Source organism: uncultured Subdoligranulum sp., assembly GCF_937890665.1.
Map to the genome: position 1 here is coordinate 1 of NZ_CALADU010000024.1, position 14,335 is coordinate 14,335.

17 protein-coding genes are annotated in these 14,335 nt (G+C 52.9%); 2 read left to right on the plus strand and 15 right to left on the minus strand.

Going from position 1 to position 14,335, the window contains the following annotated elements; translation table 11 throughout:
- Positions 1-60 precede the first annotated feature (60 nt).
- Positions 61-2,019 (plus strand): tyrosine-type recombinase/integrase, encoded by a 1,959-nt coding sequence (locus Q0526_RS01285; RefSeq protein ID WP_298730079.1) that lies wholly within the window; start codon positions 61-63, stop codon positions 2,017-2,019.
- Positions 2,009-2,389 carry a DUF6262 family protein gene (locus Q0526_RS01290; RefSeq protein WP_297709380.1) on the plus strand — a complete coding sequence of 127 codons (381 nt, stop codon included), beginning with the start codon at positions 2,009-2,011 and terminating at the stop codon, positions 2,387-2,389. The genes Q0526_RS01285 and Q0526_RS01290 overlap by 11 nt, the downstream gene beginning before the upstream one ends.
- Positions 2,390-2,462: 73 nt before the next feature.
- On the opposite strand, the gene Q0526_RS01295 is transcribed toward Q0526_RS01290, so the two are convergent.
- From Q0526_RS01295 to Q0526_RS01365, 15 genes are all read right to left on the minus strand, one after another.
- Positions 2,463-2,990, minus strand: coding sequence for a DUF3849 domain-containing protein (locus Q0526_RS01295; protein WP_287553673.1), 528 nt, complete (start codon positions 2,988-2,990; stop codon positions 2,463-2,465).
- A complete protein-coding gene (locus Q0526_RS01300) occupies positions 2,983-3,525 on the minus strand; it encodes a hypothetical protein (RefSeq protein ID WP_154041136.1) in 543 nt (180 codons plus the stop codon). Before Q0526_RS01300 ends, Q0526_RS01295 begins: the two co-directional genes overlap by 8 nt.
- Complete coding sequence (locus Q0526_RS01305; RefSeq protein WP_154041138.1) at positions 3,506-4,348, minus strand: DNA adenine methylase; 843 nt, start codon at positions 4,346-4,348, stop codon at positions 3,506-3,508. Before Q0526_RS01305 ends, Q0526_RS01300 begins: the two co-directional genes overlap by 20 nt.
- Before the next feature lie 8 nt (positions 4,349-4,356).
- Entirely contained in the window at positions 4,357-4,689 is a 333-nt protein-coding gene (locus Q0526_RS01310; protein ID WP_087384717.1) for a hypothetical protein, read from the minus strand.
- A 110-nt stretch (positions 4,690-4,799) separates the two neighbouring features.
- A complete protein-coding gene (locus Q0526_RS01315; protein ID WP_087384719.1) occupies positions 4,800-5,084 on the minus strand; it encodes a hypothetical protein in 285 nt (94 codons plus the stop codon).
- Between the two features lie 79 nt (positions 5,085-5,163).
- Entirely contained in the window at positions 5,164-6,204 is a 1,041-nt protein-coding gene (locus Q0526_RS01320) for a hypothetical protein (protein ID WP_225123463.1), read from the minus strand.
- Positions 6,198-6,806, minus strand: coding sequence for a hypothetical protein (locus Q0526_RS01325; protein ID WP_204834247.1), 609 nt, complete (start codon positions 6,804-6,806; stop codon positions 6,198-6,200). Before Q0526_RS01325 ends, Q0526_RS01320 begins: the two co-directional genes overlap by 7 nt.
- A gap of 2 nt (positions 6,807-6,808) precedes the next feature.
- The gene (locus Q0526_RS01330; RefSeq protein ID WP_298730100.1) at positions 6,809-8,056 is read right to left on the minus strand and encodes a hypothetical protein; all 1,248 of its coding nucleotides are present in this window, start codon (positions 8,054-8,056) and stop codon (positions 6,809-6,811) included.
- Positions 8,049-9,038 (minus strand): DUF4314 domain-containing protein, encoded by a 990-nt coding sequence (locus Q0526_RS01335; RefSeq protein WP_154041140.1) that lies wholly within the window; start codon positions 9,036-9,038, stop codon positions 8,049-8,051. The genes Q0526_RS01330 and Q0526_RS01335 overlap by 8 nt, the downstream gene beginning before the upstream one ends.
- Position 9,039: 1 nt before the next feature.
- Positions 9,040-10,080 carry a hypothetical protein gene (locus Q0526_RS01340; RefSeq protein WP_087384723.1) on the minus strand — a complete coding sequence of 347 codons (1,041 nt, stop codon included), beginning with the start codon at positions 10,078-10,080 and terminating at the stop codon, positions 9,040-9,042.
- Positions 10,081-10,162: 82 nt separating this feature from the next.
- Positions 10,163-10,900 (minus strand): hypothetical protein, encoded by a 738-nt coding sequence (locus Q0526_RS01345; RefSeq protein WP_087384725.1) that lies wholly within the window; start codon positions 10,898-10,900, stop codon positions 10,163-10,165.
- Complete coding sequence (locus Q0526_RS01350; RefSeq protein WP_087384727.1) at positions 10,900-12,111, minus strand: hypothetical protein; 1,212 nt, start codon at positions 12,109-12,111, stop codon at positions 10,900-10,902. Before Q0526_RS01350 ends, Q0526_RS01345 begins: the two co-directional genes overlap by 1 nt.
- On the minus strand, positions 12,086-12,367 hold the full coding sequence (locus Q0526_RS01355) for a hypothetical protein (RefSeq protein WP_140394184.1): 282 nt from the start codon (positions 12,365-12,367) through the stop codon (positions 12,086-12,088). The genes Q0526_RS01350 and Q0526_RS01355 overlap by 26 nt, the downstream gene beginning before the upstream one ends.
- Positions 12,368-12,470: 103 nt before the next feature.
- On the minus strand, positions 12,471-13,133 hold the full coding sequence (locus tag Q0526_RS01360) for a hypothetical protein (RefSeq protein ID WP_087384728.1): 663 nt from the start codon (positions 13,131-13,133) through the stop codon (positions 12,471-12,473).
- A gap of 72 nt (positions 13,134-13,205) precedes the next feature.
- Entirely contained in the window at positions 13,206-13,766 is a 561-nt protein-coding gene (locus Q0526_RS01365) for a hypothetical protein (protein WP_087384730.1), read from the minus strand.
- Positions 13,767-14,335 lie beyond the last annotated feature (569 nt).

Below are 14,335 nucleotides of genomic sequence, written 5' to 3' on the forward strand. Positions count from 1 at the left end.
CACAGCCCTTGGAGAGGGGCTCTAATAACTACTACTCTATAATACAAGGAGGCACAAAAAATGAATCTGGCGTATAACCATCAACTGACACCAGATTTTGGGAAAGCGAAAGACATGGAGCGCTTTATATCCGGAAACTACTGGGAAAAGGACATATGGAATTTAAACGACTCATTTTGGAATGACTACAGTGCTGGACAGAAACGCTTCACAACACGCCGTATAACTTTTTTTGAATATCCTCAACTTTTGCGTTTAGAGATAAAATACTATCTGGCAACCAGGCTTTCAAAGAAAACCATTAGCCCATCATCACTCTGGTCCGATTATCAGTTTATGCTTAAATATTTCATACATTTTCTCCAAGAAGCCTATCCACAGGTTAACAGCTTCTCTGAAATCATGATTGAGGAAATGCTTCCCGCATGGCTTGATTATATAGCACTGTCCGGGCGCAAGTCATCAAGGCAGGGGTACCGTGCCCAGATTTATCAACTGTATTTGTTTTTCTCTGATTTTTATGATACACGGGATGAATATGAAAAGGATATTTGGGATTGCAGGAAAATCCCTTCAGTTGATATTCCTGTACATGCTACAAATCACCTGATTAACTTCACATTTATACCGCCAGCATTCCAAAGACTCGCAAAGAAATATATAAAAACAAGGTTGACAATCTGTGCCTTATCAACGGTTCGTTTGGAATTAGATGCAATTACATATTTCCTACAGTTTATTGCAGATGCCGAGCCCAAATGGACAAACCTGAGGCAGCTTACTCGTCGCCATATTGAAAATTTTATTCAACAATATCTGAACACTTTTCCCTCCAAAACCAGGCGGCAGTTAGACAAGCTCTTAAGCACACGTAATTTTCTTCTTCGGATACAGCAGTTTAATTATCCTGAATCCCCGTTGCTTCCAGTGCCCTCACTGTTTTTCCATGAGGATATCCCCTTATTTGGAACATTGCCACCAAAATCAGAGCGAATCAAGTACATACCCGATGGTGTAATGGCACAGTTAAAGGAACACTTAGAATTTCTAACGCCCTCTGAATTTATCCCTGTCGTAATTATTCTAATTGCGTCTGGGTGGCGGATCTCTGATGTATTAAATCTTCGGTATGATAACTGTCTTGAATATACGGAGCAAGGATGGTATTTAAAAGGCGACATCAGAAAAACTCGTACTATAGGGCACCGCATCCCAATCTCTGAGGAGGTCAAAGTTGTTGTAGAATCCGTGGCTCAAATCGCACAACAGAAGAGTACAGAAACGAATAATCCTCGGCATTTGTTATTTAATCGTTATAGTGGATCGCGCATGGGAATGGCACCAGATCCCCACAGAATCAGCGAGGCCCTGAATAAATTAGCACAGAAATTTAGCATCGTTGATGATTTAGGAAATCTATATCATTTTAAACTCCACGCTTTCCGTCATACAAAGGGTGTAGAACTGATAAACAACGGCATGAGTTTGGTACATGTTCAGAAATGGATGGCGCATATGTCTCCTGAGATGACCCTTGTCTATGCAAAGGTATTAGATACTACATTGCGTAAATCATGGGAACAGGCCGTCAAGAACGGTCTATTCAAAATAACTGCCTCCGGACAACTCAAACAAATCGATATTTCTGGCATCGAAAATGAAGATTTAATTGAATGGGAGTATATCAGGTACAATCTGGACGCTGTCCGGATGCCGCTTGGCTTCTGCATGAAACCCAAAAAGCAAGACTGTTTTACGCAACTGAACCCATGCCTTACTTGTCGCAATCTTTGTACCACGCCAGATTTTTTGCCGCAATATGAGCTTGAAATTCAAGAGACAAAAATGTTAATTGAGCGTGGCAAAGCCCAGGGCCGTGAGGTGTGGGTCGAAAAGAACCAGCACCTCTTGGAACGATATGAGGAAATAGTGACGGTTCTAAGGTCAGGCCAGACAAGACATCTTGCTGGAAAACAGGGGCGTGAATACGTTGGAAAGGAAAGAGAAAATGTCAAATAATCATGCGCGTAATGTAAACGGACTTTTATCGCACGCGAAAACCAAAAGTGAAAGCGTCAAGCAGCGGATTGATTCGGCAATTGAATCCCTTATGCGTGAAAATATGGCGGTAAACTTCAATTCTGTGGCTGCACGTGCCTGCGTATCAAAAACAACATTATATAACCATCCGGAGTACCGTGTTCAAATTCAATCGCTGCGCTGTAACTACAATTCCGCAAAGCGTCCTATTAAACCGACTGTCACCGACAAAGGCAAAGATATTATAATCGCAGCAAAAAACAAACGCATCCACGAATTAGAGGAAGAGGTGAACCGCCTATCTTCTATTCTAAAGCGTTTTTATGCTAAAGAATATGAAAAATACTGAGATACACTCTTCTTTGTGAATATATCCACAACGAGCAAAGCCCCAATTTGCAGGGGCTTTGCTCGTATGGGGTCTATATTACATACCAGAGCTGAGCTTGGGGTGTCCAGTAGGTTTCCTTCAGGGTATCCGAAGAGAGCACCAGCACCTTTCCCTCGTAGTTCAGATCTTCAAAGGAGTTTGGTTCACACTGGCTGGGTCCAAAGAGTCCAAGCGCCCGATATGCCGTGCGGTATTGGTCCACCACTCCATCCAGTACAGCGGAGCGGGTTGGCACCACAAAGCTGAGATTGTGGAGTTTATCTGGTGGGATATAGATTTGACTGGCCCATGCTTTATTCTCGGAACTGTACTGGCCACCCCATTCCAATTGCTGAACCGTGTTGGCCAGCACCCAGGCTGTCCGCTTATAGCCGAACTCTTGGATAACTTCGGTCAGGCATTTCTTGTCCAGATGGTCGCCGTCGTAGTGCTGTCGTACGGCTTTCTGAATGGCATCCTTGCAGTCAATGTTCTCCAGATAACTGGCCCTCCACAGAGACTGTTCTCCCCGTCGGCAGGCCTCCTCCGCGGAATATGGGTAGAGATACGTCTCACGCATGATTTTTCTCCTGACGCATCTGCCGCCGGAGGGCATCCAGGTCCACATTGCCCTCCTGGAGCATAGCGCGGAAGCCTTCGTCGAACTCCTGCAGCGGGTCTTCCTCTCTGTGCTCGCTGGGGTCATCATCTTCTGCCTTGGATACGATCACCCGGCCGTCCTCCGCAACGGCCTCCAGGCTGTCCGCCTCATCCAGTCCGGCCAGTTCCAGTAGACAGGTGGGGATGGTCAGGCCGGGATCGTCCATTTCATCTTCCTCCTCAAGGGTGTCCTCACACTCGGGAAATTCCGCCCCTTCCTGGCTGAATACCGCCAGCTGGAGGAGCAGAGATGCGGCAGTGGAGGTGAGGAACTGGAGAAGGTGCAGGCATTCCAGGGTACTCAATGCATTCCGTGCCGCCAGGACATATCCGCCGCCTGTGTGGAGGATCAGCTCCTCCGCGTCCGCAAGGCCGGAGAGCTGGAGGGCAGCGCGGGGGATCGTCAGGGTCTTGTTCTCAGGATTGTGGTAGAGCTTAAAATACATAGGTTTCATCAAATTCTCCCTTCTGAAAGTCAAACAGATTGATTTGTGTTGTGGCATGAGCGCGCTCCGCCATGTCATAGTTGGCGATGAGCAGCTCGGAAAATTGGCAGTTAGGGTCGTATCGCTGTCGGATGTTGTTCAGCCGGGTCACCGGCTCGATCTGGATGCCGGGGGCATCGTACAGCCCCCGGATGAAGGCATCGTCGTTGTAGGACAGCAGGAACTTGCCTTCCATGGACAGCAGGGCATCCCGCAGGCGGATGTGGTCCCGTTCCGTGAAGCCGTCCTCACCGATGTTCTGGTAATACCCCTCTGTGGCGTGGTAGGGTGGGTCGCAGTAGAAGAAGGTCACTGGGCGGTCATAGTGCCGGATCAGTGTTTGGAAGTCTTGGTTTTCCACCACCACATCCGCCAGCCGTCGGTGGGCCTGCTCAATGAGCGGGAAGTTGCTCCACATATCGTGAGGCTGGCTGGCAAAGCTGGTGAGAGCGGCGGCGTAGCTCTGGCGGATGACCTGGTAAAACCAGGCCGCCCGCTGAATATCCGTGGTGCGCTTACGGCGCAGAGCCAGCCGCGCCCGCTCGAAGTCCTCCCTGGAATTGAGGACATATTTCAGGGCGTTGATCAGCAGATCCGGCTTGTCCCGCACACAGCGGTACAGGTTGGCGAGGAGGCCGTTGTAGTCGTTGTAGACCTCGAAGTCGTTGCCGGGGGCTTTATGAAACAGCACCCAGCCGCCGCCTCCGAACACCTCCACATACCGCTCATAGAACAGGGGAAATCGCTTCACTACTTCCTCCCGCAGAGCTTTCTTCCCGCCCACCCAGCTCATAAAACTGTTCAGGGGGGATCACCTCCGTCCAGCGGGAGGCAGGTCTGCTCCGTGTCGAACCGTTCCAGGGAGCGGTTCAGCCCGCGGATAGCGGCGGCGATGCCACTGATCCGCCGGGTCAGATGGGCGATGGTGGCCCGAACCTCCTGTTCTGTGGCGGCGTAGAAGTAACCGCTCCCGCTGCTGGCGATGGGTACGCCGTCCCGCCGCAGCTGATTGACCAGATGGCGCACCTCGATGCCCTTGATGCCGAAGGTCAGCTCCAGTTCCCGGCTGGTGGCGGCGTTGAACTCTCCCAGATGATACTGCTCCAGATATTCCGCCAGCCGTTCTTTTTCCATAGTCGCTCCTTTCCGGGACCTGATTTCCCGAAAAAGGGCGCAAAAAAAGAAGGGGCCGTCCCCATTCGGAAAACGGCCCCTGCATGATTTCAGATACTGTTCTGCTTATTTTATTTGATCACCCCCAGACCCCGCAGCAGTTGGACACAGTCCTTTGCCCCTTGGATGTAGAGGCAGCGGCGCTGTTTCTGCGCCACGCGATTGAGCTGCGTGATGTAATCCAGCATCAGCGTCCGCTGGGTTTCCTCCAGCCGGAGGTCACGGCGGATCTCGTCGCTGATATCGGACATTCTTTCTTCTGCCAGTCCATCCGGCTCGACGCGGTCCAACTCCCGCAGAGCCTGCTCGATGAGCTGGTCCAGGGTATCTTCGGCGATTTGTTTGCGTTCGTCCATCGGCTGTGCCTCCTTTGCCGCAAACACTACCACACTCCGGGCGGAATAGCCATACCAATATCCAACAAAATTGCGGCGGTTACATGGACATGGAGGGGCTGTTGGATTGCTTCGGCTGGCTGTACTCATAGGAGATCTCGCCGCCGTTCCACGCGACATATCCGTGGTCTGTGGCGGACAGCCCGTGCTGGTTCATATACTCCTCGGCGTAGGCTCTGCAGTCAAAGCACTCCGCCAGCAGGCCGGACTTTGGGATGACGCCGTCCCGGACAGCCAGTTCCCGGCCATACTCCGCCAAGTCTAAACCACGGGGGACGAAGGCATACTGCCGGAGGTTCTGGGCATAATCCAGAGCCTGATCCAGCCGGTGGCAGTCCTCCAGTTCCAGCACCGCCTGCCACTTGTCCAGCCAGTGGGGTTCTCCCTGGCCCCGCTCCGCCCAGGCATAGCCGAAGTCGATAGCGTGGCGCACCAGCTCACCTGCGGAGGCATACTGGTCGGGGATCTCCTCCAGCTGGGGCAGGCAGCAGTCCGCCTCCAGCACGATGCATTCGCTGAGCGTTTCCGCGTGGAGTTCGTCCAGCCCCAGCAGCAGTTCGTCCGGGTGGGCGGCGTCCATGTGGTCCCCGGTATCGGGGAAACCCACCCATACACCCTCCATGTTTTCCCGACTGGCCAGCCTGACCCGGATGGCATAGTCCCCGACCGCCGGCTGAAGGAGCTGAGATGTTTCCGGCATGGGGATCATGAGGGAGGATTTCCGTACATAGTGACCCTGGCAAAAGATCCCTTTGTCCCGTTCCCGGTAGGCCGTGCCTACCTGTTCCGCGTTGAGGAAGGGAATAGCCTCCGGTGAGGGGCGCTCCAGGTGTTCCAGGACGAACCGGCCCAGGGCCTCGTCGTCCCCGGCTCCGTAGTACAGATCAAAGCAGGGAAGCTGGTTCGCCAGTTCCATCACACGGTCAGCTTGCGTCGGGCGCTCCAGTTCCAGCGCGCCGGTGAACAGGAGCCTCTCTTTTTCTGTCATATTGGCAAACCGCAACTCCAGCCAATCATGCTCCGATTTGGTCATTTCCATGCCGTCCAGCAGATCGAACAGCCTGTCCTGATGATTTAACACAGATGCATCCCTCCCTTTGCTTCCTCTGTTTGCCCGGCCGCGCTCTCTGTTTGAATCGCCTGTTCAAGAACGCGAAATGGACTCCATCTGCCGCAGCAGGGGCAGGCGACGGTCCCATTGTCAGAGGCATCGATCTGTTCCTGAGTGACTACGCCGGGTTTTTGACAGCACTCGTTGACCACGGTCACCAGATGGGCCGTTTGCAAGATCTCCGGCCGGTACTGGCGGTTGAATGGGACAAAGTCTACCCAGCGGGGATGATCGAAGATGCGGTCAACATGGAGCTGCAGTGCCTTTTTCCGGATCTCACCGGCGGATTCCTTGAGAAAGTTCCGCTCTGAACACCACTGGGTCAAATATCCCAGCAGCTCCTGTTCGCCCTTTCCTCGGATCAGCTTCTCCGCCGCCTGGTACCAGACGGACTCCTCGATCTCCCCGATGCGGGTTTTGACGCCGGACCAGGAGCTGTACTTCTTATCGCAGCCGGAGCCGGTGCTGACGCTCTGGAAGGTTCCGTATTTCCACCGGAGATCCTCAAATTCCAGTTTGGAGAAGTCGATCCCCCGCAGATCACGGATGCGTCGACTCTCGAAATCCAGCATGCTCACATCCCTCCCATCTGGGGACTGTCCATCGCCTGGGGCTCCCGCTGGAAGACCGGCAGCTGGCCGTTGTCCTTCCGGCGGAACAGGCCATAGTCGGTGATGGCCGCGTGGTTCTCCTCCAGCATCTGCCGTCCAACCATAGCGGCCTGGGGTGTCTGGAACAGTTCCTCCGGCAGATCCGGGTACTTCTCCCGCAAGACCACCTCCGCATAATCCCAGGTCGCGGCCACATCCGGTCGGAGGTCGTAATCGTCCAGACCGTGCATGAGCTGGATGGCGTCCTGCAGGCTGGGGCACCCGGCCACAGACAGCAGAGCCTTGTACTTGACCCAGTCCGCCTCATGCCAGCTCTGCTTTTTCTGTGCCAGGTTTGCTGCGAATTCGCTTGCCATGCCGATGCCGCCCTCCTGTTCGATGGCGTCATCGACCGCATCTCGCAGAGAGGGGATCTCACAGTCGATACAGCGGAAGGCGCACTCGTCCAGTGAGGCCGCGTCTACCTCTCCCACTGCCCGCCAGATGTCGGCGTCTGAAGCGGGGAGGTTCAAGATAGTGGTCTTATCGTTATCATAGCTGGGATCGTCAAAAAATCCCTTGCGTACCTCCAGCACCACCGGGGCGCTGGGGCGGGCAAAGCAGAACATCTCGCCCTTCCGATATACCTCTTTGAAGTCACTGCCAGGCTCCGCGTAGCCCCGGCTGGTGAACACACCGCTGTGCTCCTCCTGGTGCTGTTCCCCCAGCAGCTCCAGCAACCTCTCCCGAAAGCTGCTGTCCTCCTCCATGGTATCCACCAGGGCCATGGCCTCCTCCGAGAGCATCTCCCCCTCATACAAAAGCGCCCCAAGCTCCTGGGTATTGGAGACTTGGGGCGCCAGAAGGCAAATATCCGCATTGAAGGTCAGGTTGATGAGGCGGGAGAGGGGAAAGGGAGCAGTGTGGTTTTCCTTCTCGATCTGGAGCAGGCCGTCCAGCCCCATCCGGTCATCCTCACCCAGCATGGTCAGTCGGAGGGCCAGCAGGTTCAACTCCAGCAGATCCACATTCCGACCGATCATATCCGCTGTGATACCGGGATAGCGGATCCTGGTCAGCTCATTGCGGCAAGTTTTGACGTCCTGGACACGGGCCTTCTGGAGCGCGTCACAAAGCTCCGCCTGGGTACACGGCATCGTCAGCACTGCGGAGGTCTTATAGCTTTCGGGCCCGCCGTTGCTGATCTCCACCTCGAAGATCTTCTTATCCAAGGGTCATCCCTCCCTCTGTCTGTTCCTCTCTCTGAATTTCATAATTGGCAGGATCCGCCCCAGGAACATCCCAGCCCGCCATGCTTCCGATCTCCATGGCCTGCCGCTGGGCGGGGGTGACGCCACGCCGCTCATTCAGCTCGTCTGCCAGCTCCACGTTGCGCTCTTTGTCTCCGGTATCCCACTGGGAGGGATAGTAGCCGGACTCGCCCCGCCGGATGCAGATGAGTTGGCCGTTGGAGGCCAAGGTGGAGAAGCACAGCTCCGGCAGGCCCTCGGCGACCTTGGGGGCGAACCGCTCCTGCTCTGTTTGGATGCTCCAGTTGTCCCACTGCCACAGGTGAACATAGAGTTCGCCGCCATCAATCTCGATTTCTCTCTGCTCAAAGCCCTCGCCCCAGCCGTCGGATGCCTGGCCGGTGAGGTAGTCCTTTAGGGAGGAAAGTTCCTCCGGGGAGAGTTCCCCAACTACCCGGCATTCCGCCACGCCCCAGAGTTGGCCGTTGCGTTCCTCTGCGTTGAACTCCGCGGACCGCACTTTGACATTCAGGCTGTCCTGTTTATCGTACCAGCGCATAACGCCCCGTTCTTTCTCCTCCGGCATCCGGTTTCTGACCAGGGCGCCCCGGATATGGTCCTCGTAGTCCAGCAGCGTCCGGCCATCCCACTCCTCGCCCTCCTCGGACGTATCGCCCCACTCGTCCCGCGGGTAAAAGTCGGCGGTCAGGGGCAAATACAACTTGAGAAGAGTTGGCTCCGGCGGCTGGACGGAAAATCGATCCTCCCCGATGGCCACCCCCAACTCCCGGCCGTTGTCCCATTTCACGTGGAAGGTGCCCAGATCATCGATATGATCCAACGTCCCCATGGAACCTTCCGGGAGGGGATGGGGATCGTCCGCCATTTCAATCAATCGAATCCGGCTGCCTTTGGGATACTGCTCCCGCATGAACTCCAGCCACTCTCTCGGTACTTCTCGCACTTCACATTCCTCCCATCGTTATGTCCTCTTGGGGCGCTGTCTGTTTCAGCTCCTGCCGGATAGTCTCCGCTGCATCGGAAATGGCCGGGTCATCCCGGAAACTCTCCAGCCTGCGGTAGTCCTCAAAGAACTGCTGTTCTCCATCACAAAATCGAACCAAATCCACCGTGGCGATCTCGTCCTTGGTGACGCCCAGCCTTTTCTCAGGCCGGTCGCTGTCTTGGTAGAGCTGTATCGCCCCATCCAGTGTCAAAGCCCTGTGGATCTGCTCCTTCGAAGTGTTGCAGTCAGTCATCACGAACCAGGAATAGGTGTGAGGCTTGCTGGGGTCCGCAGCATCCCGCAGGGCCTGCTTTCCGGCCTCAGTGAGACCATAGTTGCAGACCCGGCGGGGGTTCTCCTCGCCGGCGAAGTCCAGCAGGATGTCGTCCACCGCCTTTTTCACCTCTGGAGCGACTGTCAGGGTCTCATAGCAAAATCCGGTGGTGTCCCGATAGGGCAGTTCCTCCCGGATGGCCTGGAGGTACTGCCCGGCATCGGTGAATTCCTGTTTCTCGCCGCTGGCATAGCTCACTCGGCCCACCAGCTTGTCCTGCCTGGCCATCTCCTGCTGGCGCAGGTCGTAGACATACAGATAGCCTTGGTAATCCCCCGGCCTGGGGGTACAGCGCAAGCAAAAACGGTAATGTTCTGTCTCCGAAATAAATCCGTAGACGCGGTCGTTTTCTGCAATTTCACCTCCGTTGTGCCAGCAATAGGTGTTCATGGCTGCCAAGTTCTTCAGCGGCCCGTCCTGCCGCATGGCATCCACAAATTTCTGCAGGGCCTCCTTGAACTCCGGGGTGTTGAATCGGTCTTCGTTGTGGGGCCACCAGGTGTGGTGGAATCCCTTCCCGCCGGAGCCGAAGTCCATACGGAGGTGGCCCACTGTGCCCAGTGCCTCGTCCCGCTCATCGTTGGAATAGAAAAGGCCCGCCTCCTCAACGGAAGCGGGCCGCAGGTCAAAGGGGGGCGTCTGTTGGAAACTACTTTGTTTTTTCACTTCGATCACCTCGTTTCTGTTTTTTGAACACAACCAATACCACAACTTGTGATGAAAGTCTACTACAAATCGTGGAGAAAATTCAGGTCATCCGCATCCCTATCTCTGGCTCCGGTGACTCCATGATCTGCTCCAGGTATTTGGGGTCTACCACAACTTCTGACTCATTTCTACCGTTGAAAAAGGCAAGAATGTGTTCTTTCTGGATCTGAGCCTCATAGACGGTGCCCTCCTCACCAAAGCGGTAGGCAAACCACTCTGCCGTATCCCGGTCCAACGTCCAGGACAGTGCTTTGATGTTTTTGGCATTGTAGGAGGTAACACCACGATAGACAGTCACAGGATCCTCCAGCGACTGATAAACTGCGTACTCCTCCTCGTCCATCAGAAGTTCCGGCGGGACAGAATGGAATAGAGTCAGCAGTTCTCTTTTGCTCACATTGCGGTCTTGGTTTGGGCACTCCTCCAAGATCCACGCATGAGCCAGCAATTGGCCCAGATCCTCCTGTGAAAGGACTGGGGCGGTAAATTTGAGAAAGGTCAGATAATAGGGCTTGTTAAGAAGGAAAAATACCTGACAAGCGTTTTCAGCACTGTCAATCTGTTTGCCCACCATCTCCTTCCATTTGGCATAGTCTTCTTTGTTGTTGAGCAAGTCGACCACAGTGATATTGCCATCCTCATTTTGAGTAGCGGTAACCCCGGTACTTGTAAACGGATGGCTGACGATAGCCGGCGAAAATGAGGTTGGCGCGATTGGCATATCGAGGAGTACATGGGCGATCATCTTCACCTTGGGAAGATCGGTTTCCTTCCACATTAAGAAAAATCCCCCAACTGAAAATCTTGTGTATTCTGTTCTGCTGTTATCCTCCGTATGACAATTGCCTCAATTTCAGGTTTATTTCCCAAATAGGCCACATAGCCGCGATCCCCCAATACTCCGCCTTCCTTCTTGATGTAATGCTCTCCAAATTTCTGATAGTCAATATATGAATCCAACTCAGATTTAACTTCAAAATGTCCAGAGACTTGAATCAAATGTTGCCCATATTCTTCTGCGTTGCTTATGCCGGGGATTACAGTAAAATCATAGATATTCTCTGCAATCCATAATATTTCCTCTGGGGTATCAGGCCAGATAGTATCGAAAACGGTATGAAATTTGTCCAAAGTTTGTGCATCAAACAATTGAAGGCACTTAGACAATGCATTTAATGTCTTCAAATGTTCCGTTAGAGGATATTCGCCTTCAAAAACACTCCTGACCGCTGGGCTGATATCATCATCGGTAGCAATCAGCGTCGCAGTAAATTTTTCCGGCTGTGTTGCACCCAAACGGCATAGTGTCCGAGTGATTTCACTTTCAGCACATGGGAAATATAGTGTTTCTTGTTCATTCATTTGATTGTTTAATGAAAGTAATACAGATGCCATACTGTTCTTATAGTAGAAATCCGGAAAATGTCGGCCATCATAAACTTGTTCTAACATCGTACCGTTGTCGTACACTACACCGTAGGGAGTAATTTGGCCGGAGGTGTCGTTGAGAATCAGATCCAGTGCTGTCTTGCGTGCATCTAACCGCTCCAGCTCTTCCATGGAGGCGCAGCCACCATGTAGGTTCATGTAGTGATCCCGGCCAATCTGCTCCAAGTCGGAAAAGTCCGTGATGACCGTGGCCTGCTGACAACAAAAGGTCAAATTGATGAGGTCGGTCATATCGGAGAGTCCCATTTTCACCACCATCCCCTGGAACTGTGCCAGCTCCCCGTCAGAAAAACTGTCCAACCGCTTGACGAGGTAATCCAACTCGTCCACATTGATTCTGTGTCCCTCCAGGCATTTCAGACTGGGAACGCAGCCTTCGATCTCCTCCACCATACAATCCTTTGCCCGCGGGTCTCCGATATCCAGCGCCTCCAGCATCTTGATCGTGTCGTTGTATTGATCCTGCGGGATGGGGAAGGGGATAGTGACCAAGCCATATTCCAAGTGATCAGCGTTATACAAAGCCGCTTTGATCCTCATGCTCCAACTCCTTTTCGTTCAGTTTTTTTACTCTGGTGCGCATACAGTCATCCTCGCCGCCCCAACAGAGGAAACCGTGGGCGGGATAGGGGCAGCCCTCGCAGCGGGAGAACTGCCGGCACACTGGTTTTTGTTCCGGCTCCGGGGCATAGCCGGGCGCATAGTTGATGTGGAGCAGCCACTTCTTCACACTACTCCACTTAGGAGGTGGTTGATTGACCACCCCGACATAACTGTTCAGTTTTTTGGGATCCACACGGAGCACCTCACTTGCTTTTTCTGCTCTGAAAACAAAAAAGCGGGGGCCGTATTCTGTCCGATGGCAGATGATACGGCCCCCGCCTTGTTCAGCGTAGGATCTATAAATTCATTTGCGGTTCCTGGCTCTGGGCCTGCTCCAACCGGCTCTGCAGATCCGGGACGGTGTACTCGATTTTTGTTCTGGCCTCCTGAATGGCTTTTTGCTGCTTGTAGTCCAGCTCCGGGCCTTCATAGAACCAATGCTCCGCGGCGCGGTACAATTCTGTGAGTTCCTCCGGGGTAAATAACTGCGCTCTGGGGATCAGGCCGGAGCGGACAGCAAAGTCCTGCTTGGCGCTCTGGAAGTCATCTTCATAGTAGTGACCGTGGCTGACTCCAGTTCGGTCATAGTCCCAGATCCAGGTTACAAATTGATACCCCTGGCCATTTTCTCGTTCCTGGCCTGCCAGCACCGCGCCGCCGAAGTCCGCCAGCAGGCGGAAGTCCTCATGCAGGCCAGAGGCATGGAGCAGGGGGGCGTTTTGCATCGTTTCCACATAACTGTATACCTCGTCCGCATCCATGGCCACCTGATGGTACAATTCACTGGCCTCCTCGTTTTTGCTTCCCGCAGGCAGCAGGAACACATCGTTGGCCGGTGAAACGAAGAGGACAGGCTGGCCGTGGAGGAACACCTCCAGCCGCTTGTCCTCGTAATTTGCTGATTCAATTTCCTTTTTTCTCAAGCATCTTGAAAGTTCTTCAAAAAATTTGTTGGCCATTTCTTGTCTCCTTCCACAGATATGAACAGTCATAAAAAGCGGCAGGTTTCTTATGACCTGCCGCTGTAGACACTACCCATCCAGATCCTCCATGATGCGCCTCATGGTATAAGAGAGGCGGTACGGAGAAGCCAGTATATAATCAGTCATAAATTGTATGAGCCACCGCTTCGCAACCTTTCTTCCGTCGGGACAGGATACATATTGAAGTTTTCCTTTGCTGATCCACTGACCTACCGTCTGCATATTGTAGCCGGTTATTTTGGAAATCTGAGTTATTGTAAGGGCATCAGGCTCACTGCGCCATTTTAAACACAGATGTTTTTTTAGCTCAGAACGTGGCAGATGCGCCACCGGGTTCTCCCGCTTTTTTCGATATTTGTTACTTGTAAAGATCCCAACCGGGATTGCAACCTTTTGTGGCTCGTTCTCTAATGTGATCAGATAATTCACTACATCTGCCGTGTAAATTTGGAATCTCCGTGTCTTTTTCCCTGAGTCCCTGCATGGGATGATTCCATTTTCTAAAAGCCATGTCGCCTTCCGCTTGCTGATATGGCAAATCCGGTATAACTGGTCTTTGCTGATGACTGCAGGGTATTCCAGCAGTAAGGCCGAGTAATCTGTACTCATTCTTGCTCTCCTTATTCTGTCATGGATTTCATTTGCCCCAGTTGTCAACAGCAGGCTCTTTCTTCTGGGAATTTGTCCTACTCGAGAGGCGGAACCCATAGTTACTTAAACGACTATTCACTCCGCCGTCATCTACGGCTTTTCTAACACTTTGCTTGAAAAACGGCTTTTTTACTGCCATTGTGGGAGAACGGCTTGATGTATTCAGTTAGTGGAAACCCTTGATAACTCTGACTTTTTGCTGTCCTAAATCGTCCTAATATCTCCCAGCGACTCTTTGTTCATATAATTCGAAATCGTGTGGGCTGTTTCTCTGCCTGACCTCGCAACCCCTTGATTTTACTGGACTTTTTTGATTTCCTTTGTCGGAGTGCCTTGTGTTATCTACGGCTTTTCTAACGCATCCGGAGGCTTACGATCAGGTGAATCGGCAGGAGTGTGTGCGAGTGGATTTGGGAACTGGAGTTACTCAAAAACTTTCTACGGATTTTATCCGAGTGGTTCACCAAACATCTCGAAATCAGTTTGCGAGCAATCGCACGAGGGTTCGAATCCCTCCCGCTGCGCCA

What these genes read in the sequence shown, in the direction of transcription:
- Q0526_RS01285 (WP_298730079.1), top strand. Translation starts at nt 61, where the DNA reads ATGAATCTGGCGTATAACCATCAACTGACACCAGATTTTGGGAAAGCG.
- Q0526_RS01290 (WP_297709380.1), top strand. Translation starts at nt 2,009, where the DNA reads ATGTCAAATAATCATGCGCGTAATGTAAACGGACTTTTATCGCACGCG.
- Q0526_RS01295 (WP_287553673.1), bottom strand. Translation starts at nt 2,990, where the DNA reads ATGCGTGAGACGTATCTCTACCCATATTCCGCGGAGGAGGCCTGCCGA.
- Q0526_RS01300 (WP_154041136.1), bottom strand. Translation starts at nt 3,525, where the DNA reads ATGAAACCTATGTATTTTAAGCTCTACCACAATCCTGAGAACAAGACC.
- Q0526_RS01305 (WP_154041138.1), bottom strand. Translation starts at nt 4,348, where the DNA reads ATGAGCTGGGTGGGCGGGAAGAAAGCTCTGCGGGAGGAAGTAGTGAAG.
- Q0526_RS01310 (WP_087384717.1), bottom strand. Translation starts at nt 4,689, where the DNA reads ATGGAAAAAGAACGGCTGGCGGAATATCTGGAGCAGTATCATCTGGGA.
- Q0526_RS01315 (WP_087384719.1), bottom strand. Translation starts at nt 5,084, where the DNA reads ATGGACGAACGCAAACAAATCGCCGAAGATACCCTGGACCAGCTCATC.
- Q0526_RS01325 (WP_204834247.1), bottom strand. Translation starts at nt 6,806, where the DNA reads ATGCTGGATTTCGAGAGTCGACGCATCCGTGATCTGCGGGGGATCGAC.
- Q0526_RS01345 (WP_087384725.1), bottom strand. Translation starts at nt 10,900, where the DNA reads ATGTGGAAGGAAACCGATCTTCCCAAGGTGAAGATGATCGCCCATGTA.
- Q0526_RS01350 (WP_087384727.1), bottom strand. Translation starts at nt 12,111, where the DNA reads ATGAGGATCAAAGCGGCTTTGTATAACGCTGATCACTTGGAATATGGC.
- Q0526_RS01360 (WP_087384728.1), bottom strand. Translation starts at nt 13,133, where the DNA reads ATGGCCAACAAATTTTTTGAAGAACTTTCAAGATGCTTGAGAAAAAAG.
- Q0526_RS01365 (WP_087384730.1), bottom strand. Translation starts at nt 13,766, where the DNA reads ATGAGTACAGATTACTCGGCCTTACTGCTGGAATACCCTGCAGTCATC.